This is a genomic window from Propionivibrio pelophilus DSM 12018 (genome assembly GCF_059569095.1).
In genome coordinates this window covers 62,873-82,547 of record NZ_JCANUT010000009.1, presented here as the reverse complement: position 1 = coordinate 82,547, position 19,675 = coordinate 62,873, and the positions used below count along the sequence as shown (strand labels likewise).

General features: G+C 64.8%; 21 protein-coding genes. 6 read left to right on the top strand and 15 right to left on the bottom strand.

The genetic code is table 11. From position 1 onward, the window contains the following. Positions 1-260 (bottom strand): transposase (locus tag BO74_RS06520; RefSeq protein WP_496440942.1); only part of this gene is annotated, 260 nt, incomplete at its 3' end. 68 nt (positions 261-328) lie between these two features. Between BO74_RS06520 and BO74_RS06515 the strand changes: the two genes are divergently transcribed. The 6 genes from BO74_RS06515 to BO74_RS06490 all read left to right on the top strand — a co-directional run bounded on the left by BO74_RS06515 (position 329) and on the right by BO74_RS06490 (position 5,469). Then, positions 329-979 carry a hypothetical protein gene (locus BO74_RS06515; protein WP_496440941.1) on the top strand — a complete coding sequence of 217 codons (651 nt, stop codon included), beginning with the start codon at positions 329-331 and terminating at the stop codon, positions 977-979. A gap of 61 nt (positions 980-1,040) precedes the next feature. Continuing rightward, complete coding sequence (locus BO74_RS06510) at positions 1,041-1,361, top strand: putative quinol monooxygenase (RefSeq protein ID WP_496440940.1); 321 nt, start codon at positions 1,041-1,043, stop codon at positions 1,359-1,361. A gap of 89 nt (positions 1,362-1,450) precedes the next feature. After that, positions 1,451-2,440 carry a TRAP transporter substrate-binding protein gene (locus tag BO74_RS06505; RefSeq protein ID WP_496440939.1) on the top strand — a complete coding sequence of 330 codons (990 nt, stop codon included), beginning with the start codon at positions 1,451-1,453 and terminating at the stop codon, positions 2,438-2,440. Positions 2,441-2,576: 136 nt separating this feature from the next. Continuing rightward, entirely contained in the window at positions 2,577-3,110 is a 534-nt protein-coding gene (locus BO74_RS06500) for a TRAP transporter small permease (protein ID WP_496440938.1), read from the top strand. Next, positions 3,107-4,369: a TRAP transporter large permease gene (locus BO74_RS06495; RefSeq protein WP_496440937.1), complete on the top strand. Its 1,263-nt coding sequence runs from the start codon at positions 3,107-3,109 to the stop codon at positions 4,367-4,369. The genes BO74_RS06500 and BO74_RS06495 overlap by 4 nt, the downstream gene beginning before the upstream one ends. A gap of 65 nt (positions 4,370-4,434) precedes the next feature. Continuing rightward, on the top strand, positions 4,435-5,469 hold the full coding sequence (locus BO74_RS06490; protein ID WP_496440936.1) for a hypothetical protein: 1,035 nt from the start codon (positions 4,435-4,437) through the stop codon (positions 5,467-5,469). On the opposite strand, the gene BO74_RS06485 is transcribed toward BO74_RS06490, so the two are convergent. The 14 genes from BO74_RS06485 to BO74_RS06420 form a co-directional block, all read right to left on the bottom strand. Continuing rightward, the gene (locus BO74_RS06485; protein ID WP_496440935.1) at positions 5,454-6,095 is read right to left on the bottom strand and encodes an SLOG cluster 4 domain-containing protein; all 642 of its coding nucleotides are present in this window, start codon (positions 6,093-6,095) and stop codon (positions 5,454-5,456) included. The genes BO74_RS06490 and BO74_RS06485 overlap by 16 nt on opposite strands. After that, entirely contained in the window at positions 6,079-6,897 is an 819-nt protein-coding gene (locus BO74_RS06480) for an ABC transporter permease (RefSeq protein ID WP_496440933.1), read from the bottom strand. The genes BO74_RS06485 and BO74_RS06480 overlap by 17 nt, the downstream gene beginning before the upstream one ends. A gap of 10 nt (positions 6,898-6,907) precedes the next feature. Continuing rightward, a complete protein-coding gene (locus BO74_RS06475; RefSeq protein ID WP_496440932.1) occupies positions 6,908-7,978 on the bottom strand; it encodes an extracellular solute-binding protein in 1,071 nt (356 codons plus the stop codon). Positions 7,979-7,999: 21 nt separating this feature from the next. After that, positions 8,000-9,055: an ABC transporter ATP-binding protein gene (locus BO74_RS06470; RefSeq protein ID WP_496440930.1), complete on the bottom strand. Its 1,056-nt coding sequence runs from the start codon at positions 9,053-9,055 to the stop codon at positions 8,000-8,002. Between the two features lie 2 nt (positions 9,056-9,057). After that, entirely contained in the window at positions 9,058-9,849 is a 792-nt protein-coding gene (locus BO74_RS06465) for an ABC transporter permease (RefSeq protein ID WP_496440929.1), read from the bottom strand. A 154-nt stretch (positions 9,850-10,003) separates the two neighbouring features. Further along, the gene (locus tag BO74_RS06460; protein ID WP_496440928.1) at positions 10,004-10,882 is read right to left on the bottom strand and encodes a DMT family transporter; all 879 of its coding nucleotides are present in this window, start codon (positions 10,880-10,882) and stop codon (positions 10,004-10,006) included. Beyond that, entirely contained in the window at positions 10,875-12,359 is a 1,485-nt protein-coding gene (locus tag BO74_RS06455; RefSeq protein WP_496440926.1) for a sensor domain-containing diguanylate cyclase, read from the bottom strand. The genes BO74_RS06460 and BO74_RS06455 overlap by 8 nt, the downstream gene beginning before the upstream one ends. Positions 12,360-12,644: 285 nt before the next feature. Continuing rightward, a complete protein-coding gene (locus BO74_RS06450; protein WP_496440924.1) occupies positions 12,645-13,223 on the bottom strand; it encodes a lipocalin family protein in 579 nt (192 codons plus the stop codon). A 41-nt stretch (positions 13,224-13,264) separates the two neighbouring features. After that, entirely contained in the window at positions 13,265-14,386 is a 1,122-nt protein-coding gene (gene tcuB, locus BO74_RS06445) for a tricarballylate utilization 4Fe-4S protein TcuB (RefSeq protein ID WP_496440922.1), read from the bottom strand. After that, positions 14,373-15,785 (bottom strand): FAD-dependent tricarballylate dehydrogenase TcuA, encoded by a 1,413-nt coding sequence (tcuA, locus tag BO74_RS06440; RefSeq protein ID WP_496440921.1) that lies wholly within the window; start codon positions 15,783-15,785, stop codon positions 14,373-14,375. Before tcuA ends, tcuB begins: the two co-directional genes overlap by 14 nt. Before the next feature lie 78 nt (positions 15,786-15,863). Beyond that, a complete protein-coding gene (locus BO74_RS06435; protein ID WP_496440919.1) occupies positions 15,864-16,790 on the bottom strand; it encodes a LysR family transcriptional regulator in 927 nt (308 codons plus the stop codon). A gap of 130 nt (positions 16,791-16,920) precedes the next feature. After that, positions 16,921-18,198 (bottom strand): TRAP transporter large permease, encoded by a 1,278-nt coding sequence (locus tag BO74_RS06430; RefSeq protein WP_496440917.1) that lies wholly within the window; start codon positions 18,196-18,198, stop codon positions 16,921-16,923. Beyond that, on the bottom strand, positions 18,195-18,752 hold the full coding sequence (locus tag BO74_RS06425) for a TRAP transporter small permease (RefSeq protein ID WP_496440916.1): 558 nt from the start codon (positions 18,750-18,752) through the stop codon (positions 18,195-18,197). Before BO74_RS06425 ends, BO74_RS06430 begins: the two co-directional genes overlap by 4 nt. Continuing rightward, positions 18,749-19,669, bottom strand: coding sequence for an amidohydrolase family protein (locus BO74_RS06420; protein WP_496440915.1), 921 nt, complete (start codon positions 19,667-19,669; stop codon positions 18,749-18,751). Before BO74_RS06420 ends, BO74_RS06425 begins: the two co-directional genes overlap by 4 nt. Between the last annotated feature and the right edge of the window lie 6 nt (positions 19,670-19,675).

Genomic DNA, 19,675 nt, shown 5'->3' with positions numbered 1-19,675 from the left:
AGATCACGCTCCAGTTTCACTTCCGCCAATTCCTTGCGCAGTCGCGCCAGTTCAATTTCCGTTTCCGTCGGCACCCTCTGGCCTTGCCCAACCTTCGCCAGGTTGCCTGTACGCGACGCCCGCACCCAATTGCCAAGACTGCTCTTTGGCACCGACAAGCGCTTCGCTGCCGCATCCACCGACAGCCCTTCCGCTTCCACCAGCTTCACCGCTTCCGCCCGAAATTCCAGCGTGTAGATCCCTTTCGGTAGTCGTTCCATCCTTGTCCTCCGTTCCTCACATTTTACGAAACGTTGGACTCCACTTTTTTCAGCCTACCTCAATCGCCGTGGCCAACGGCACCGGTCTCGACTGTCCGGACGACGGCCTCGCCTTCCCGCCGACCGGCCTGCACGACCTGGCCAAGGTCTTCCGCCCGGCGGCCGACGGCGGGCGTCTGCCGCGCGCCGGCCTGGTTGACATCGCCGCCAGCCAGGAGCCGGATGGACGCGAGGTGGTCAACAACATCCGCTACGGCGTCTTCGTCACCTTCAAGGCACCGAACGAGTACGCCAAGGCCTGCTTCAAGCAGTACGGCCTGCTGGTCGATCCGTCCGGCTGGTACGGCTCGATGTGGCGCCCGTTCCACATGATCGGTCTGGAAACCAGCATCAGCGTGCTCTCCGCGGTGCTGCGCAACGAGCCGACCGGCTGCTCGAAGGAATTCCGCGGCGACGCGGTGGCCACCGCCAAGCGCGACCTCAAACCCGGCGAGATGCTCGACGGTGAGGGCGGTTATGCAGTCTGGGCCAACGCCATTCCGGCGAAGAAGAGCCTCGCCGTCGGTGGCCTGCCGATCGGCCTGGCGCACAACGTCAAGCTGATCCGCCCGGTGGCCAAGGACACGCCGGTCACCTTTGCCGACGTCGAACTGGTCAATGACCTTGATGTCGTCGCGCTGCGCAAGCAGATGGAACGCGACTTTCCCAGCCAGGCCTGATCCGGCCCGCTTGTTCCCAGTCCTTTGATGCCGGCCCGCAGGGGCCGGCGGGGAGACCTGTATGCAAAACAAGGCAAGCCACGTCGTCATCGCGGAATTCGAGGTCCGGCCGGAGCGCTTTGCGGAATTCATCGCCCTGGCCCGGCGCTTTTCGGTGGAGTGCGTCGAGAGCGAACCCGGTTGCTGGCAGTTCGACGTCGTCGAGCTGACAACGACGCCCAACGGCGTGCTGTTCTACGAAGCCTACGATGATGTCGCCGCCTTCCAGGCGCACTGCGCTACCCCGCATCTCGCGGCGTTCAAGAAAGCGTTCAAGGATCTGGTCGTCGGCGAAAAACCGCTGCGCCAGGGTTCTCGCGCCAGCGCGCCGATCGCCGATTGATCCGTCTCACGCATTACCCGTTCGGTTTCCGATACTGCAGTCAGTTTTCTGTTTTACCCGTAGCACCACTCACAACAGGAGGAGCAAACATGAAGACTCGATTCAACTGGTTGGCCATTACCCTCGCCGCCGGCACGCTCTGTGCCGCGCAATCCGTACTCGCCCAGGCCCCGCTCAAGCTGACCCTGGCCCATGCCGTCGCGCCGAGCAACCCGCGGGCGATGGCCGCCGTGAAGTTCGCCGAGCTCGTCAGCCAGAAGAGCGGCGGGCGCGTGACCATCCAGGTTGCCGGCGCGGCCCAGCTCGGCGACGACCTGACGATGCTGTCGGCCCTGCGCACCGGCACGCTGGACATGAGCATGAACTCGCAGGGACCGGTCTCGTCGGTGTTGCCGGAACTCTCCGCGCTCGGCCTGCCCTACATCTTCTCGAGCCAGCAGAAGGCGTGGGAACTGCTCGACGGCCCGATCGGCGACGAACTGGCGAAGAAACTCGAACCGAAAAACCTGATCCTGCTGTCCTGGATGGACAATGGCATCCGCCAGATCACCAACAACAAGCGGCCGATCACCACGCCGGACGACCTCAAGGGCATCAAGATCCGCACGCCGCCCGATCCGTCCACCGTCGATGCCTTCCAGGCGATGGGTGCCAGCACGCAGCAGATCAACTTCAGCGAGCTGTATATCGCGATCCAGACCGGCGTCGTTGATGGCCAGGAAAACCCGCTGGCCAACATCCACGCCGGCAAGCTGCACGAAGTACAGAAGTACATCTCGATCACCAACCACAAGTACGAATCGACGCCGTTCCTGATGAGCAAGATCACCTGGGGCAAGCTCTCCGCCGACGACCAGAAGCTGATCAAGGAAGCCGCCAAGGAGGCCACGGCCTACCAGCGCAACCTGATGGCTGAGGCCGACGTGAAGCTGATGGCCGAATACAAGGCCATGCCGTCGCTGCAGATCAACGTCGCCGACCAGACACCGTTCAAGGCCGCCACCCAGAAGGTCTGGGACGCCTGGGAACAGAAGCCCTTCGGCGATTTCGTGAAGAAGCTGCGCGCCGCGGCGAACTGAGCGACCTGAGCGACTTGCAGCGGACTGGCGGGTCTGTCGCTGTCGCCCCACCGTTCCGTCGCCCCGGCCGTCCAGGCCGGGACTGTCCCCTCCGGTCCCGGCCTGGCGGCTTCCCGCCTGATCTTGAGGAGTTCCCATGAATCAATTGCTTGTTTCCACCGCGCAGCTGATCGACCGGGGTGTCGGGTCGTTCTGCCGGCTGGTGCTGATCACGACCGGGTTGTTCATGCTGGCCGTCCTGACCATCATCGTCCTGCAGCGCTACACCGGTATCGGCACGTTCGACTCCGGTAACGAGCTCTGCTCGCTCACCTTCCCGATCTTCGTCATGGCCGGCATCGTCGACGCGGCCCGCAAGGGGGCGCACGTCGCCACCCAGATCCTGCTCAATGCGCTGGGCGCGACCGGACGGATCTTCCTGGTGGTTTTTCTGCACGGGATCACGGCCATCGCGTATTTCTACCTGGCCTGGTATGCCTACCAGAATGCGCTGATCGCCCACGACGAACTGAGCACCGTCCTGCAGGTTCCCGGCAGCCTTGGCTACGGCAGCCTCACCGTCGGTCTGTTCCTCGTCGGGCTGTGCAGCCTCGGCGCGATCGTCCGCCACACGCTTGGTGGCGAAAACGTTCATGTCAATCTTGCCGATGCCGGCCCGGGGGTCGTATGAGTCTGATCATGGTCATTGTCTTCGCCTTCCTGCTGGCGATTTCCTATCCGGTCGCGCACGCGCTGGTCGTCGGCACCACGCTCGGCATCCTCTCCAGCGACCGCATCCCGATGTTCGCCGTCATCCAGCAGCTGATGGCGCCGTCGCAGAGTTTCCCGCTGATCGCCATTCCGTTCTTCGTGATGTCCGGCGAGCTGATGATGTCGGGCAAGCTCGGCAAGCATCTGATCGACTTTGCCACCGATCTGGTCGGGCGCTTCCGCGGCGGCCACGCCCAGGTCAGCGTGCTCGGCTCGACGCTGTTCGGCGGCGTCTCCGGTTCCGCCGTGGCCGATGCCACCGCGCTTGGTTCGATCCTCGTGCCCTGGCAGAAGAAGCTCGGCTACCCGGGCGCGTTCTGCGGCGCCACCATCGCCGCCGCGTCGACGATCGACATCCTCATCCCGCCGTCGATCCCGCTGATCCTCTATTCGCTGGTCTCGAACGCATCGATCGGCGGCCTGTTCTACGCGGGAATCATTCCCGGCGTCCTGCTCGCTTCCGGATTCCTCGCGGTGTGCAATATCAGCGCGCGGCTGCGCGGCTTCCCCTACGAGAAGAACCCGGTCGACTGGGGGCAGATGGCCAAGCGCGCCATCTATGCCCTGCCGGCGCTGATGCTCCCCGTCTTCGTCCTGGTCGGGCTGCGCTTCGGCTTCGCCACGCCGACGGAAGTCTCGGTGATCGCGGTGTTCTACGCACTGTTCGCCGGGATGTTCATCTACCGCGACATGACCTGGGAGCGCATCACCAAATCCGTGGTCTTTGCGGGCGCCGCCTCGGGCGTTGTTCTCCTTCTGATCATGGGTTCGTCCTGTGCCGGCTGGATCATGACGCTGGAGCAGATTCCCGAGCGCTTCATTGAATGGGCGCAGGGCAGCTTCGACAGCCAGGTCGGCATCCTCGCGCTGATGAACCTGCTGATGCTCTTCGCCGGGATGTTCATCGACCTGCCGGCGGCGATCCTGCTGCTCGGCCCGCTGTTCGTGCCGCTCGCCACCGCTTACCACATCGACCTGATCCAGCTCGGCGTGATGATGGTGGTCAATCTGGCGATCGGACTGTATTCGCCGCCGGTCGGCACGACGCTGTTCATCGGCAGCATGCTGGCCAAGGCCAGTATCGGCCAGACGGTGAAGGAGCTGTTGCCGTTCTACGCAGTAGGTTTGATTGTCCTCGGCATGATGACCTACATCCCGGCCATGACCCTGCGCTTCTGAATTATCATCCCGGGGAGTGCATGCAATTCCCGGGATTTTTCATCGACACGAAGGATCAACGAACCATGAACATTCACAAGCAGGTCCTGGCCAACCTGAACGGCTGCTACGCCGTCAATGCGTTCAACCTCGGCGGGCAGCCACACATCCTTCTGGCCTCCGAAGCCGAAGGCGGCCGCTGCCTGGCCTGGAAGGCGCCGGACTACAGCGAATCGCATGCGATCTGGGACGGCCCGGGCGGCACCATGTCGATCGTGCCGATTCCCGGTTCCGATGGCGAGTTCCTTGCCGTGCAGAAGTTCTTCCGCATGTACGACTGGGAGGGGGCGAAGATCGTGCATGTCCGGCCGGGCGGGTCTGGCACCTACGACGTCAAGGACGTCCTGCCGCTGCCCTACGTGCATCGCTTCGACCTGCTGCCGGTCAACGGCCGCAACTACTTCATTGCCTGCACGTTGGCGCGGAAGAAGCAGACCGCCGCCGACTGGGCCAATCCCGGCTGCATCTGGGTCGGCGAATACACCGCCGACGGCCTGGTCGGTTTGCGCGTGCTCAAGGACGGCTTGACCAAGAACCACGGCTACAGCCGGCAGGAAATCGGCGGCGTCACCCGCGGCCTGGTTACCTGCGAGGAGGGCGCGTTCGAAGTCACGCCGCCGCAGACGCCCGACGGCGACTGGACGGTGCGCCAGTTCATGGACTGGCCGATCAGCGACATCTCGGCGATCGACATCGACGGCGACGGCGAACTTGAATTCGCCACCATCGAGTCGTTCCACGGCCAGTACTTCCGCGTGTACAAGATGATCGACGGCAAATTCGAGAAGATCTACGAGCACCCGGAAGTCACCGAGTTCTACCACGTCGTCGTTGGCGCCACGCTGGCCGGCACGCCGGTGTTCGTCGGCGGCTGCCGGCGCGGCAAGCAGCAGCTGTTCTATGTCCACGCCGAACAGACGGCCCCGCTCAAACTCACGGCGACAGTGATCGAGGAAGGTGTCGGCCCGAGCAACGCCTGCGTGGTGCACGAGCCGGGGCGCGACATCATTGCCGTCGCCAACCGGGAAACCAACCAGGCGGCGCTTTACATCGTCACCTGAACGGCCAGCACGCAGCTCGCCACCGCATCGAGCGCCCGCTCGACCGAATCGACGTGCTCGACGCCGTCGACACGGGCTGCGCCTTCCAGACCGATGACGCGCTTGCCGAACTGGCGGCCGAGCGCCACTTCCGACAGCGTGCCAAAGCTGTCGCCGATGACCACCAGGCAAAGCGCGGCGCGCGCGATCAGCGCGTTGCGCGCCTCGCCGATGCCGGTGGCAATGACGATGCCGACGTAGGGATTGGCGAACGCTGGATCGGCATCGGGCAACAAGCCGATGCTGACGCCGCGGCCGGCTGCGACGCCGCGACAGGCGGCTTCCATCACGCCGTGCCGCCCGCCGCAAATGATCGGCAGTCCGATTTCCGCCAGACCGCGACCGACCGCTTCGGCGGCCTGCAACTGCCCGGCCGTCGCCTCGCGCGGACCGATCACGCCGACCGGAACGCGTAGCGCGAAACTACTTTCCCGCTGCAGCCAGGTCGCGGCTTTTCGGCCGTCGACCGGTTCGCCGACAGTGGCTGAGGTGGCGGCATTCCACACTCGCTGCTGTGGATCGAAACAGCGGCCGTGCTCGTCGAATAGCCGGCCGAGGGCGCGGTTGAGTTTATAGGTGGCGTTCATGGCGGGTTCCAAACCATTCTCCAACGGTCATGATCGAGGCGCACGCGGCGGTGATCATCAGGGCCAGCGCCGCCGCCGCGGGGAAATCCGTGCCTGATTCGGAAATCAGGCTGTAGAGCTGCAGGGGCAGGATGTTGAGCTGGGTGCCGACCAGCGCCAGCGCCGTCCCGTAGGCGCCAAAGACTACCGCCGCGACGAGGCAGAACGCCGCCGCGAGCGGCGCCGCCACCTGCGGCAGCAATACCTGCCGGAGCGCCTGGCCGGGCGTGGCGCCGAGCGATTCAGCCACCTGCAGTTGCGCGCGGTCGAAGTTGACCAGCACCGGCAGGATGCCCATCACCACGCGCGGGATCAGGTAGTACGACGCGGCGAAAGCCAGCCCCCAGGCGGTAAACAACGCCTTGCCGATCACGCCCGGATCGAAGCCGATATAGCCGAGCAATTGCGTCACGAGTCCGGCGCGGCCATAGCCGAGGATGAAACCGTAGGCGACGATCAGCCCGGAGAAGGTCAGCGGCAAGGCGATGAACAAGGAATACAGCGTGCGCCGTTTCTCGGGCAAGCGCGACAGGTGGTAGGCGACGGCAAAGCCGACGACGGTCGACACGCTTGCCGCCACCAGCGTCAGCGACAGGCTGCCCGCCAGCGAAGCCCAGAAGGCAGGCAGGGCGAACACCCGAACGAAGGCGGCGGTGCCCTCGCGCAGCGCATCGACGCCGACCCCGGCGACCGGCAGTACGAAGAACACCGCCAGGAACAACGCCGCCGGGGCAGTCAGCAGGAGACGCAGGGGCACGCGCATGGGGCGGACGCTACTTCGAGCCGGTGGCCGCCGCCCAGCCCTTGTCGATCTCGGACTTCTTCGCCGCTGCCGCGCGCACGTCGAGCGGGCGCACCTGCGGCGCTTCAGGAAGCTTGTCGGCCACGGAGTCGGGCAGTTTGACGCCCGGCACCGATGGACGTACGAAGCCTTGGGCGAAAATGCCCTGCCCGAGGTCGGTCATGATGAAGTTGAGCCAGAGCTTGCCTGCGTTGGGGTTGGGGCCCTTCTTCACCAGGCTGATGCCGTAGGGAGCGGCGGCTGACGCTTCCTTGGGGATCACGACGGCAACCGAGTCACCCAGGCCATCGACGTACTTGGCCTTGAGCCCGTCGTTCTCGTAGGAAATCCAGATCGGAATCTCGCCCTTGATGAACTGGGCGTACGGCGTCGTCCCCAGCACGCGTAGCACGTTGCCGGACTGATGCAGCTTGCCAAGGTAGTCGAGCCCGGGCTGGACGTTGTTCATGTCGCCGCCGGCACCGAAATTGGCGGCGAACGACAGCACCTGCCCGACACCCGTCGAACGCGGATCGAGATAGACGATCGAGTTCTTGTAGTCGGGCTTGAGCAGATCAGCCCACGACTGCGGCACGTCCTTCACCAGCTTGGTATTGACGATGAAGGCCACGGTCAGCGAGTGGATGGTGAACCAGCGTCCTTCCGGATCGCGGAAAACCTCCGGCAGCTTGCCAAAATTGACCGGCTTGAACGGCGCGACGACGCCTTTGTTGACCGCGTCGACCGCCGAGGCAGCGAAGTAGTAGGCGGTGTCGGCCTGCGGACGGTTGCGCGCCTTTTCCAGGGCCACGACGGTGGCACCCGAGCCAAGGTCGTTGTAAACGAGTTCGACACCCGGGTAGCGTTTCTTGAAGGCGGCGAACTGGGCCGCCCAGTTGGCCCAGGTCGGGCCGGTATCGAAGCTGACGGCCATGCCCTCCTTCTTCGCCGCCTCATAGAGTTTCTTCTCTCCCGGATACAACTCCGGCGAGTCGAGCACCGTCTGCGCCACCACGCCGGAAGCGCACAGGGCGGCCGCGAGAATCCATCGTCTGGCTTGCATCGTTGACTCCTTTCATTCCTTTCAGGTCACAGGGAGGAACTGCACCGCGTCGCGCGGGATATGCACAAGGGAAATGTCCTCGCGCGTGGCAGTGTCGATTTTCAGGACGCCTTCTCCGACCGCGAGTTCGATCTCGCGACTGGCGCCGAAAAAGCGGTCATGGATTACCTTGGCCGCAAAATTGTTTTCGCCCGGCGGGCCGGCCGCTGGATCACCGGGTACCGGCACGATCTTTTCCGGACGCACCAGCAGCCGCACGGTGGCGCCGTCTGCGAGTGCGTGCCCGGCCGTAGCGATTCGCCCGATCGGCGTGTCCACCGCGTCGGCCCCGACGACCCTGCCGTCGAGCAGATTGGCCCGGCCGATGAAGCCGGCGACAAAGGCATCAGCCGGCTTGTCGTACATCTCTTGCGGCGGCGCGACCTGGATCAATCGCCCCTCGCGCAGGATGGCAATGCGGTCGGCGAGCGACAGCGCCTCGTCCTGGTCATGGGTGATCAGCAGCGAGGCGATGTTCTGCTGCTTCTGGATGCGCCGGATTTCGTCGCGCATCGACAGGCGCGTCGCCGCGTCGAGCGCCGAGAGCGGCTCGTCGAGGAGCAGCACGCGCGGGCCGAACACCAGCGCGCGCGCCAGGGCCACGCGCTGCTGCTGCCCGCCGGACAGTGCCGCGGGCAGGCGCTCGCCGTAGCCGGAAAGGCCCACCATGTCGAGCATCGCCTCGGCGCGGCGGCGCCGCTCGCCGAGCGGCACATCGCGCACCCGCAACGGGTAGGCGACGTTCTCCCAGACGCGCATGTGCGGAAACAGTGCGTAGGACTGGAAAACGATGCCGCACTGGCGCTCCCGCACGGCGACGCCGGTGACGTCCTCGCCGTCGAGCAGCACATGCCCGGAGGCACAGGGCAGGAAGCCGGCGATCAGCTTGAGCAGTGTCGTCTTGCCGCAACCGCTCGGGCCGATGCAGACGACCAGCTCGCCCGGCGCGATGTCCAGCGAGAGATCGAAGATGCCCGCCTTCCCGCCCGGATAGCTGAATGACGTGTTGGCGATGCGAACCGATGGCATATCGCTCATGCTCAGCCCCCCGCCATCGACGTGCGCGCCGCGCCGCGCGCCGAATACGCGGCACTGAACGAGGCGACCAGCGCCAGCAACAGCAGGATCACCGTCGCGGCGCAGGCGAACCCCGTGGCGCCATAGAACGCCTGCAGCAGCACCACCGGGTAGGTGCGGTTGAGGAAGCCCGACACCAGGTTCGAGAACTGGAATTCGCCGATCGACAGAGCAGTGACGACGATCAGGCCGGACAGCATCGAGTGGCGCAGCGCCGGCACGACGATGTGCAGGAAACGCTGCGGTGCCGAACTGCCGAGCGACTCGGCGGCGTCTTCCAGCGCGCGCAGGCCGAGCCGCTGCATGTCGGCGACGACGGTCTGCAGGAAATACGGCAGGCACAGGACGATGTGCCCGGCGATCAGCAACCAGATGCTGCCGAGCCAGGGCAGCGTGTCCGAGGAAAACACCAGGATGAAGCCGAAGGCGAGGACCAGCGGCGGCAAGGCGACCGGCAACTGGTACAGCACGCGCGCGGCGGCGCGGACTTTCGGATTCGGGGTGCGATAGACGGCATAGGCCAGCGGCAGGCCGATCGCCAGGCAGGCAGCCGACGTCGCCAGCGCCACCGAGAGGCTGGCCGAGAAGGCCCGGCGGAAACTCGGATCGGCGGCCACCTCCTGATACCAGCGGAAGGTGAAGCCCGTCGGCAGCAACGTGTTCAGCCACAGGTCACCGAACGAGCCGGTGAACAGCAGCGCTATCGGCAGCGCCAGATAGGCGAGATAGGCAACGGTAACCCAGCGAGACAGCATGCGCGCTCCTCGAGGAAAGGCGGTTGCATGAAGAAAAGTATAGGCAGGGGAAGTCGACATTGCGACATTGCGACAACTCGAGACGGATTTCACCGCCCCGCCCTCGTCAGGCGAAATGATCGTAGCCAGCCGGCGTGACGGTTTTGTTACCGGCTCAGCGTCGCAGCGACACCGAGCCCACGGCACCGAGGATCAGCAGCGAGGCGACGATCTCCTGCCAGCCGAGCGGCTCGCCGAGGAAAATCACGCCGCCGAGAACGCCGATCAGCGGCGTCGACAGCGAGGATACCGACGAGACGGCGACGGGAACCATCTGCACGATGCGGTTCCACGCCCAGTAGCAGAACATGAAGGCGACGATGATGTTGTAGAGCATGCCCAGGATCGGACCGATGCTGGGCACGACGAGTCGCGAGGTTTCCAAGGGAATGGCCACACCCAACAGTGGCAGGCTGCCGGCGAGCATCATCCACCCGGTCAACGCCGACGTCGGCATGCTCACCGCCAGGCGCTTTAGCAGCACGACGCCGGTCGCCCAGCTCCACGCGCCGAGAATCATGCAGGCCACGCCGACCGGCGCACGCAGCATGCCCTCGACACTGCCGCCCATCAGCACCACGATCCCGGCCAGGCCGAGCAGCAGGCCGAGCACCGTGCGCCCGCTCAAGCGGTCGCCAAGCAGCACCACCGACAGCAGCATCGACCACAGCGGCATCGTGTAGCCTAGCAACGCAGCGCGACCGGAAGGCAGCAGGGACACACCGATGATCACCAGCGCGTTCCAGCCGGAAATGTTGAACGCCGCCAGCCACAGCACCCGCCCCCACTGGCCGGACGGCACCTTGATCGGTATGCCGCTCAGGCGCGCCAGGGCCAGCATTCCCACGCCGCCGAGCAGCAGGCAGCAGGAACGGAAATAGAGCGGCGGCACCTCGCTGAGCACCATCTTCATGACCGGCCAGTTGGCGCCCCAGAACAAGGAAAGAGCCGCCAGCAGGATCAGACCCTGGCGGGGAAGACGGTCGCTAGCCATCGATCACCCGGTTTCTTCCGCCGTCCTTGGCCTTGTAGAGCGCCTGATCGGCGCGCATCAGCGCCTCTTCGAAGGAATCGTTTTCGGGACGCACCTCGGTCACGCCGATGCTTACCGTGACCCGGATCAGCGCACCATCGTCGGTCATGGCCAGCGGATCGGCTTCAACCGCGGCGCGCATCCGCTCGGCGATGATCAGCACGCCGGCCCGGTCGGTTTCCGGCAGGACCACGGCGAATTCCTCGCCGCCCAGCCGCCCCGCCGTATCCTGGTCGCGCACCATCGCCTTCATCACCTGCGCTACCCCCTGCAACACCCGGTCGCCGACGGGGTGTCCCCAGGTATCGTTCACCCGTTTGAAATGATCGACATCGAGCATCATCAGCGCCAGCGGACTGCCGTAGCGGCGCATGCGCGCGAGCTCATGCTGGCCGGTCTCCATGAGGTAGCGGCGATTGAACAGCCCGGTGGCCGCGTCCTGTGTCGCCAGCAATTGCAGTTCCTCCGTATTTGCCTCGATTTTCCGCAAGGCCCTGACGAGTTTTAACGTGAACGCCCCGCCCCAGAGAGTGACTACCAGCAAGGCCAATGCACCGATGAGCACCTGCCAGCGCCATGTGGCCAGCGTACTTTCGACCGTCGATGTCACCGTCACGACAAGCGGATAACGATCGAAGCGCTTGAAGCTGATGAAGCGATTGGTGTCGTCCACCGGCGATCTGTTGACCTGAATCACTCCGGATCGCTCCGACAGCATGGTTTCCCAAGGGACGTAGTTGGCCACTACGGGTTTGCCGACCAGATGTTCGGTTTGCGGGGCGCGTGCCAGCAATGTCCCGTCATCGCGCCAGAAGGAGATCGAGCCATCCGGTTTGGGCCGTTCAGCCTCGAAGGCGGCACCCAGCACGCTCAGATTGATCGAGGCATTGATTACCTCCAGGCCGTAGTGCGGCTTCCGCATGCGCACCGTGATCGGCAAGCGCCATTGTCCCGAGACGCGACTGATGACCGGGGTGCCGATATGACGGCGGCCGGGCGGTGCGTTGATTACCGCTCGGAAGTACTCGCGGTCGGCGACGTTGTCGAGCGGCTGATTCGACCGGCAGGGAAAATAGAACAAGCCGCCGTTCGAGGTAATCAGGCGGACGTCGATCAGGCTGCCGGTGCGCTGGCGAAAATCTCCGATCAGCGCGTGAAATCCCGGATCGTCACAAGGATCGGTGGTTGCGTTCTCTTCCAGCCAGCGTTCGGCGGTCGCCTGGAAAATCTCCGCCGTGTTGACCATGTGTTGCACATATTGCTCGACGGCATGGTTCAACTGGAGCAAGCCCGCCTCGGACGTGGAAACCGCTTCCTGACGGTGGTAGATCGCCCAATAGGCGAAGAATCCCCACAGGCTGGACAAAAACAGCGCGGTGAGGAGGACGACGTTGCGAGCCGCCCGGCGATTCTCCCGAAGTGTTTCCTGGAAAGCCATACGGTTCCGATGAGAATGAGCCACCCCATTCTAGCGGATGCAACCACGGCTCCGCGCTCTTCGGTACGCACAATGAAGCAAAAAAAATCCCGAGCCGGTGTGGCTCGGGATTGAAAGTCCCATCGTTGCGATGGGTCAGGGAGGGTCAAACATTGTCAGCGGGGGACGCTGAAGCAACGGTTTGGAGTGTACGTTTTAGCTGTCGCGCTGTCTGTGCGCCTTGTTGCCTTGTTTTGTGACGCTCTGTAATGGTTGCATGCCAATTGCATCTCCTTGCCTATCCGTTCAGCGCACGGGCGCGAGCCCGTTGCCTTGTGGAGTGATTTCGAGTCGGTCGAGATCGAATCCCATCGCGCCCAGGCGGCCGAGCAGGGCCGCATAGCGCGCCGCGTCGACCGTGGGTGTCCGCGAGAGCACCCACAGGTAGTCGCGTTTCGGCTCGCTGATCGCGACCAGCCGGTAGGCGTCATCGATGTCGACGACCCAGTAATCGCCCCACACCGCCGGAATGAAGGACAGCCAGGCCGGGGCGAAGCGCACTTCCAGCGTCGGCGAGTTTGCTCCGCCCACGAGCCTGGCAACCCCGTTGGCCGCTTCGAACTCGCCGTTTTCCAGACGGCAGCGGTTGATGACCTGCACCCGGCCATCCGGCATCAGCGAATACTCGGCGCGCGTGTCGGCCACGCATTGTTTCTGGAAACGATTCGGGTACTTGGCAATCTCGTACCAGGTACCCATGTAGCGCTCCACGTCCAGCGAGGGTACGGTGACCAGCGGCGGAACGGGCGTTTGGGGCGGATTGCCGGCGGCTTGCGCGCTGAAGGCGACTAGACAGGAAATGATGGGCGCGAGAAGGAAGCGCATGAAGTGTGTTCCCCGGAAATGTCTGGAGAACAATGGACCGCCTAATCGCCGCCCAGTTTCAACCGACACGGTTGTCGCTTTTCAATCGCCCATTTGAGAAGTGCCGCCGATCGATAGATCCCGTGGGCGAACTTGCCGTACGGGAGCGTCAGGAAGAAGGCCATCACCGCGCCGAGATGCACGACCAGCAATACGCCCATCGCCGCCGTATCGCGCCAGGCCAGCAGGGCCAGGCCGCTGGCGCTGGTCAGCAGCAACAGAACCATAAACCCGCGATCGAGTGGGCGCTGTGCCGGGTCACCGTGGAGCGGATGGCGGCGCAGGTTGCACCACAGCAGGCCGGCCGGGCCGATCACCAGGCCAATCCCGCCCATCGTGCCAAGCAGGACCGGCAGGCTGGTCAGGGCATACGGCGCGTGGATGCCGAGAACATAGTGATAGAGCGTGGCGGCCAATGTGGCCGCGAAACAGAGCAGGAAACCGTAGAAGGTGAGATGGTGGAAGTCCCGCCGCCACAGCGAGAAGGCATCGTCCTCGTTGTTGCAGCCTTCGCCATGGCCGCCGTCGAGATATTTGAGCGTCAGGATGGCGTGCGTCGTTTCGGTCGCTGCCGCGGCATTCGGCGCGCCTGGCGCGACATCGCGCCAGAACCGGCCGACCCCCACGCCAAGCGCCAACGCGGCCAATGCGAACACGACGCCGAACAGCCACACCAGCGTGCCATGCGGAAACAAGGCGAAGAAGTTGCCCGGTGCATCGACACGCTCGAACAGGTTGCCGGCAGGCACGAAGAAGAACAGCACCAGGCTCGCCAGCAGCGCCAGCACCAAGGACCAGCCAGCATGGCGGTACACCGCGCCCATGCAAGAGGGCCAGGCATAGTCGGTATAGGTTTTCCCGCGCAGCCGGGCCATCGCCTGCGGCACGTTGACCACGAACTCGTGCGGCGGCGCGTACTGGCAGGCATGCAGACAGGAGCCACAGTTATGGCAGAGGTTGGCCAGGTAATGCGCGTCGGCCTTGGCGAACTCGATGCGCCGGGTCATGGCCGGGAAGACGGCGCAGAACCCTTCGCAGTAGCGGCAGGCGTTGCAGATCTGCATGACGCGCGCGACTTCGGCCTCCGCGTTGTCGGACACGCTCCGCTGTTCACTCGCTTGCATGACGTACCCTTGTGTTTGTTTCCCGGACGGCGCGCGCGGCCTGTGTGCCGGCAATGCGTCCGAAGGTGGTGCCGATGGACATGCCAATGCCGGCCAGATAGCCTTTTCCGAGCACGTTACCGGCCATCATTTCGCCAGCGACGAAGAGATTGGTGCTTGGCTTGCCGGCGAAATGCACCGCGGCGTGCTCGTTAACTTTCAGGCCGAGGTAAGTGAAGGTGATGCCCGGACGCAGGGCATAGCCGTAGTAGGGTGGCGTATCGAGCGGCAGCGCCCAGTGCGTCTTGGCCGGCGTGAGTCCTTCCGTGTGGCAGTCGTCGAGCCTCGTATGATCGAAGCGGCCGACACGGCAGGCGGCGTTGTAGTCGGTTACGGTGCGCATGAAGCGCGCTTCGTCCAGTCCCAGTTTCCGCGCCAGATCGTCGAGCGTTTCGGCCCGGACGCCGGGGAAAACCGGCGGCATGAAGCGGCCGATGGCTTTAGAGTCGATGATCGCGTAGCCGATCTGCCCCGGCTGGCGGGCGACCAGCCGACCCCAGATGGCGTAGCGCTTGGGCCAGAAATCCTCGCCTTCGTCATAGAAGCGCTCGGCATTGCTATTGAGCATGATGCCCAGCGATACGCAGTCGACGCGGGTACAGATGCCGCCGTCGTAGAGCGGCGCGCGTGCGTCGATGGCCACGCAATGCGATTGCGACGGGTCGCCAATGGCGTCTGCGCCGGACTTGATCAGGTGCTTGAGCAATACACCGCGGTTGAAGCGCGTGCCGCGGATCAGGAAATTGTCGGCCGGCCATTCGCCGTGTTCGTTCTGTCCCCAGGCCTCGCGCAACCACGCGCGGTCGGATTCGAAGCCGCCGGCGGCAACGACGCAGGAACGCGCGGCGATCCGCTCACTGCCGATGCGTGCGGCAACGAATTCGCCATCGCGCAACTCCAGCGCGTCGACCGGCGCGTCATAGCGGATGTCGACGCCGAGGCGGGCCGCACTCCGGTAATAGGCATTGACCAGCGCCTTGCCGCCGCCCATGAAAAATGCGTTGGTGCGCGCGGTATGCAGCGCACCGGAGAGCGAGGGCTGGAAATGCACGCCGTGGCGGCGCATCCAGTCACGGCAGGAGGCGGTGCTGCGGATGACCAGTCGGGCCAGCGTCTCGTCGGTCAGCCCGCCAGTCACGCCGAGCAGGTCGCGCCAGTATTCGTCTTCCGGATAGGCGTCGACCAGCACATCCTGCGGCGCGTCGTGCATGCAGCGCAGGTTGCGCGTGTGCTGCGAGTTGCCGCCGCGCCATTCGCGCGGGGACGATTCCAGCAGCAACACGGACGCACCTGCCTCGCGCGCGGACAGGGCGGCACACAGGGCAGCATTCCCGCCGCCGATCACCAGAACATCGTGCATCGTCAAAAGCTCCATCGAATGACGATGACTTTAGGGCGCTCCCGACCCTGCCGCCAGAGGGGGTTCGGGAAGAGGTGTTTACGCTTTGTAAAGCGTCGCGCCCGGCCATTTCCCGCTGATCACCAGCGTTCGGGCAACGTCGGCGAGTACGACGCGAGCCGCCAGACCGGCAGGCGACAGTTCGTCGTCGGACAGGCTGACCAGCAGATTCGGCCGGTGTGCTTGCGCATTGGCTAATTCCAGCGCCGCCAGCCCCGGATCGTCGAGCCGCGCCGTGGCAGCGCCCGGCTGGATCGTGGCGCCCAGGCCGGCGCGTACGGCGTCCATGAGCATCGCCAGCCCGTCGATTTCCAGAGCGACATTCAGCACGACGCCGGCACGCGCCACCGCCGCCTCGATCAGCGCGCGCAACCCGTGCTGGTCGCTGGGCAGGATCAGAGGCAGAGCGGCAATCTGCCCGAAACTCAATGACCCCTGTTCGGGAAGGGAAAGAACATCCCGCCGTGCGATGACGAAGAGCCGTTCCTCCAACAGCGGCATCAGGCTCCAGCGCTGTGCGCGTTCTGCCTGGAAGAGCACCGCCAGGTCGAGCTGGCGCATCCCGATCATCGACGCCAGGTTGCCGGAAAGGGTTTCAACGAGGCGCACACCGATGTCCGGATAACGCTCGCGCATGGCCAACAGGAAGGGCAAGCCGAGCACGGCCCCGGTGCTCGGCGCCAAGCCCACGCTGACCAGCCCGGACAGACGCGCGTGCCGTGCCGCGGTTTTCGCCGCCTCGGCATGGCGGATGGCCAGCTGTGCTTGCGGCCAGAAGGCCAGCCCGGCTTCAGTCGGCACCACGCCGGTGGAAGTGCGCTGCAGGAGGCGCGTCGCCAGTTCGCTCTCCAGCCGACTGATCTGTTGGCTCAATGCCGAGGTGCCGACGCCAAGCTGCTGCGCCGCGCGGCCCATGCTGCCGAGTTCCACGACGCGGACGAAATAATGCAGTTGGCGCAGTTCCATCTTCCAGAGTCTCGGGGCATCTTTTCCAGGTCGGATCATACCCCGCCGAAGCGACACAAAAAAACAGGCCGGCGACTGGAGAAGGCTTACAGTCGCCGGCCAAGGCTGCCGCGAGGCAACCACGCTTCACTCACAGAAACCACTTCATCGGCACCAGCACCAGTTGCGGGAAGAGCACCAGCAGGAACAGCAGGCCTGCCTCGGCGAAGAAGAACGGCCAGACGCCGCGGATCACGTTGGCCATCCCGGCCTTGGAGACGCCGCCGACCACGTTCAGCACCGTGCCGACCGGCGGGGTGAGCAGCCCGAGCGAGACGTTCATCACGAACAGCACGCCGAAGTAGACCGGGTCGATGCCGGCCTGCTTGACCACCGGCACGAGGATCGGGCCAAGGATCAGGATCGACGGCATCAGGTCGAGCGAGGTGCCGATGATCAGCACCAGCACCATGATGACGAGGAGGAGCAGGGTCGGGCTGTCCATGAACGGCTGCAGCAGGGCCACCGTCTGCGTCGGAATGTCGGCGATGGTGATCAGCCAGGCCGAGACCATCGCGCAGGCGACGAGGAACATGATCGTGCTGGAGGTCTTCAGTGCCGAAAGCAGGATTGCCGGCAGTTCCCGGAAGCGCAGTTCGCCGTAGATGAACAGGCCGACGACCAGCGCGTAGAACACCGCGACGACCGCCGCTTCTGTGGCGGTGAACACGCCGATCTTCATGCCGCCGATGATCACTACCGGCAGGATCAGCGCCCAGATGCCCTCACGCAACGCCTTGAGCGCATTCTTCGCATCGAACTTGTGCTGCGAACCGGTCGGCTCCTTCCTGGCGACGAACCACCAGGTTGCGGAGAGCGTCGTGGCCCAGAGCAGGCCGGGGACGATGCCGGCGAGGAACAGCTTGGTGATCGACAGCTGCGTCGTGACGCCGAAGACGACGAAGGGAATCGACGGCGGGATGATCGGGGCGATGATCCCGGCCGACGCAATCAGGCCGGCCGAGCGCGGCACGTTGTAGCCGGATTCACGCATCATCGGGATCAGCAGCGCGGCGACGGCCGCCGAGTCAGCTACCGCCGAACCGGAGATGCTGGCGACGATGGTCGCCGCGAGGATGGCGACGTAGCCAAGGCCGCCACGCACCTGCCCGACCAGCGCCTGGGCGATGCCGACGATGCGTTGCGACATGCCGCCGGCGTTCATCAGCTCGCCGGCGAGCATGAAGAAGGGCACCGCCATCAGCGGGAAGTTGTTGGCGCCCTCCATCAGGTTCTGGGCGATGATCTGGGTGTCGAAGTTGTCCATCTGGATCATCAACGCGACACCGCAGATGAGCAGGGAAAAGGCGATCGGCGTACCCAGGGCGATGACCACCAGAAGGACACCGATAAACGTCAGGATGGTCATGCGTTGTCTCCGCTATCGTTCGATTCTTTCTGTTCTTTCTGCTCTTCAGGCAGTGACTGGGCGTGCGGGAAAAGCTCCTCGCGGGGCATGCGCCCGGTCACTTGGCGCCACAGCGAGTGGCCGAGCACCAGGACCATGCCAACGCCCGAGAAAAGCAGGGACGACTGGATGTAGCCCATCGGGATGCCCGTCACCGGCGCGAGGTCGTCCATGCCGATGATCACCTGCTTCCAGGTGCCATCCACCAACAGTACGCAGCAGGTGAAGGTCAGCCCGTCGGACAGGAAACGGCAGACGCGCTGCCCGCGCTCGCCGAGTTTCTCGACGAAGCTGGTCACACCGAGGTGACCGTGTTCGCGCAGGACGATCAGCGCGCCGATCAGGGTCAGCCACATGAACAGGAAGCGCGAGACTTCCTCCGAAAAGACGATCCCGGAGTTGAATCCGTAACGCAGCACCACGTTGCCGAAGACCAGCACGGCCATGATCGCGAACATCACGATCAGGACGTTTTCGACGACTTTGATCAGTTTCCCCAAAAGCTTCATTGTCATTGCATCGGCTCCATCCGGTAGAAAGCGCGGGCATTGTCACACCAGATCGCCTGCTGTGCGCGCTCGTCGAGATGCGCCAGCGCCTCGGCCATTGCCCGCACCAGCGCCGGATAGCTGATGCGCAGCCCGGCGACCGGGAAGTTGCTGCCGAACATGGCGCGCTGCCAGCCGAAGATGGCGACGGCATCGCGTACCACGGGCAGATTGTCCTCCAGCCGCCACGGCCGGTCGCGCAGGCCAAGTTCCGAGAGACGGACATGCACGTTGGGCCGCGCGGCGAGTGCTTCCATGCCGCGGCGCCAGGCGGCGATCCCGGCTTCGCTGCGATCCCAGGGCAGGCCGGTATGCTGCAGCACGACCGGCAACCCGGGGAAGTCGCGCAGGACCGCCGCAGCCTCCTCCAGATGCCAGAACGGAACGCGCAGATCCCAGGCCAGGCCGTGCTTTGCGAGACGTTCCAGCGCCGCCGGCCAGCGCGGGTCGTGCAAGGAACCCGGCTGGTCGGCGACACTGTCCTGCGGCCGGCGCGAGGTCACCGGCTTGAAGCGGATCGAGCGGGTCAGCGGGTACGCCGCATGCTCGGCCAGACGTTCATCGGCATCCGGTGCGAGCAGGTCGACGTGTGCCACGACGGCATTGGGCAGGCCGCTTTGCGCGGCCTGTTCATGCACCCACCGCGTTTCCGCCAGCGCCTGACTGCGATCGCCCTCGGCCTCGATATGCACGCTGGCGACCACCGGCATGCCGCTCCACGATTCGCGGAAATCCTGCGGCAGGTAGTCCCGGCAGAGCAGGTAGTACTCGCCGAGGATGAACTTCGTGGCGTCGTATTCCTCGCCCAGCCAGGGGTAGCGGATCTGCCGCAGGTCCCACAGATGGTGGTGCGAATCGACGATCGCCTTGGGCAATGCAGTCATGGCGTT

Coding starts and splice junctions, on each gene's coding strand:
- BO74_RS06510 (WP_496440940.1), top strand. CDS start 1,041: ATGCAAAACAAGGCAAGCCACGTCGTCATCGCGGAATTCGAGGTCCGG.
- BO74_RS06505 (WP_496440939.1), top strand. CDS start 1,451: ATGAAGACTCGATTCAACTGGTTGGCCATTACCCTCGCCGCCGGCACG.
- BO74_RS06500 (WP_496440938.1), top strand. CDS start 2,577: ATGAATCAATTGCTTGTTTCCACCGCGCAGCTGATCGACCGGGGTGTC.
- BO74_RS06495 (WP_496440937.1), top strand. CDS start 3,107: ATGAGTCTGATCATGGTCATTGTCTTCGCCTTCCTGCTGGCGATTTCC.
- BO74_RS06490 (WP_496440936.1), top strand. CDS start 4,435: ATGAACATTCACAAGCAGGTCCTGGCCAACCTGAACGGCTGCTACGCC.
- BO74_RS06485 (WP_496440935.1), bottom strand. CDS start 6,095: ATGAACGCCACCTATAAACTCAACCGCGCCCTCGGCCGGCTATTCGAC.
- BO74_RS06480 (WP_496440933.1), bottom strand. CDS start 6,897: ATGCGCGTGCCCCTGCGTCTCCTGCTGACTGCCCCGGCGGCGTTGTTC.
- BO74_RS06475 (WP_496440932.1), bottom strand. CDS start 7,978: ATGCAAGCCAGACGATGGATTCTCGCGGCCGCCCTGTGCGCTTCCGGC.
- BO74_RS06470 (WP_496440930.1), bottom strand. CDS start 9,055: ATGAGCGATATGCCATCGGTTCGCATCGCCAACACGTCATTCAGCTAT.
- BO74_RS06465 (WP_496440929.1), bottom strand. CDS start 9,849: ATGCTGTCTCGCTGGGTTACCGTTGCCTATCTCGCCTATCTGGCGCTG.
- BO74_RS06460 (WP_496440928.1), bottom strand. CDS start 10,882: ATGGCTAGCGACCGTCTTCCCCGCCAGGGTCTGATCCTGCTGGCGGCT.
- BO74_RS06455 (WP_496440926.1), bottom strand. CDS start 12,359: ATGGCTTTCCAGGAAACACTTCGGGAGAATCGCCGGGCGGCTCGCAAC.
- BO74_RS06450 (WP_496440924.1), bottom strand. CDS start 13,223: ATGCGCTTCCTTCTCGCGCCCATCATTTCCTGTCTAGTCGCCTTCAGC.
- tcuB (WP_496440922.1), bottom strand. CDS start 14,386: ATGCAAGCGAGTGAACAGCGGAGCGTGTCCGACAACGCGGAGGCCGAA.
- tcuA (WP_496440921.1), bottom strand. CDS start 15,785: ATGCACGATGTTCTGGTGATCGGCGGCGGGAATGCTGCCCTGTGTGCC.
- BO74_RS06435 (WP_496440919.1), bottom strand. CDS start 16,790: ATGGAACTGCGCCAACTGCATTATTTCGTCCGCGTCGTGGAACTCGGC.
- BO74_RS06430 (WP_496440917.1), bottom strand. CDS start 18,198: ATGACCATCCTGACGTTTATCGGTGTCCTTCTGGTGGTCATCGCCCTG.
- BO74_RS06425 (WP_496440916.1), bottom strand. CDS start 18,752: ATGACAATGAAGCTTTTGGGGAAACTGATCAAAGTCGTCGAAAACGTC.
- BO74_RS06420 (WP_496440915.1), bottom strand. CDS start 19,669: ATGACTGCATTGCCCAAGGCGATCGTCGATTCGCACCACCATCTGTGG.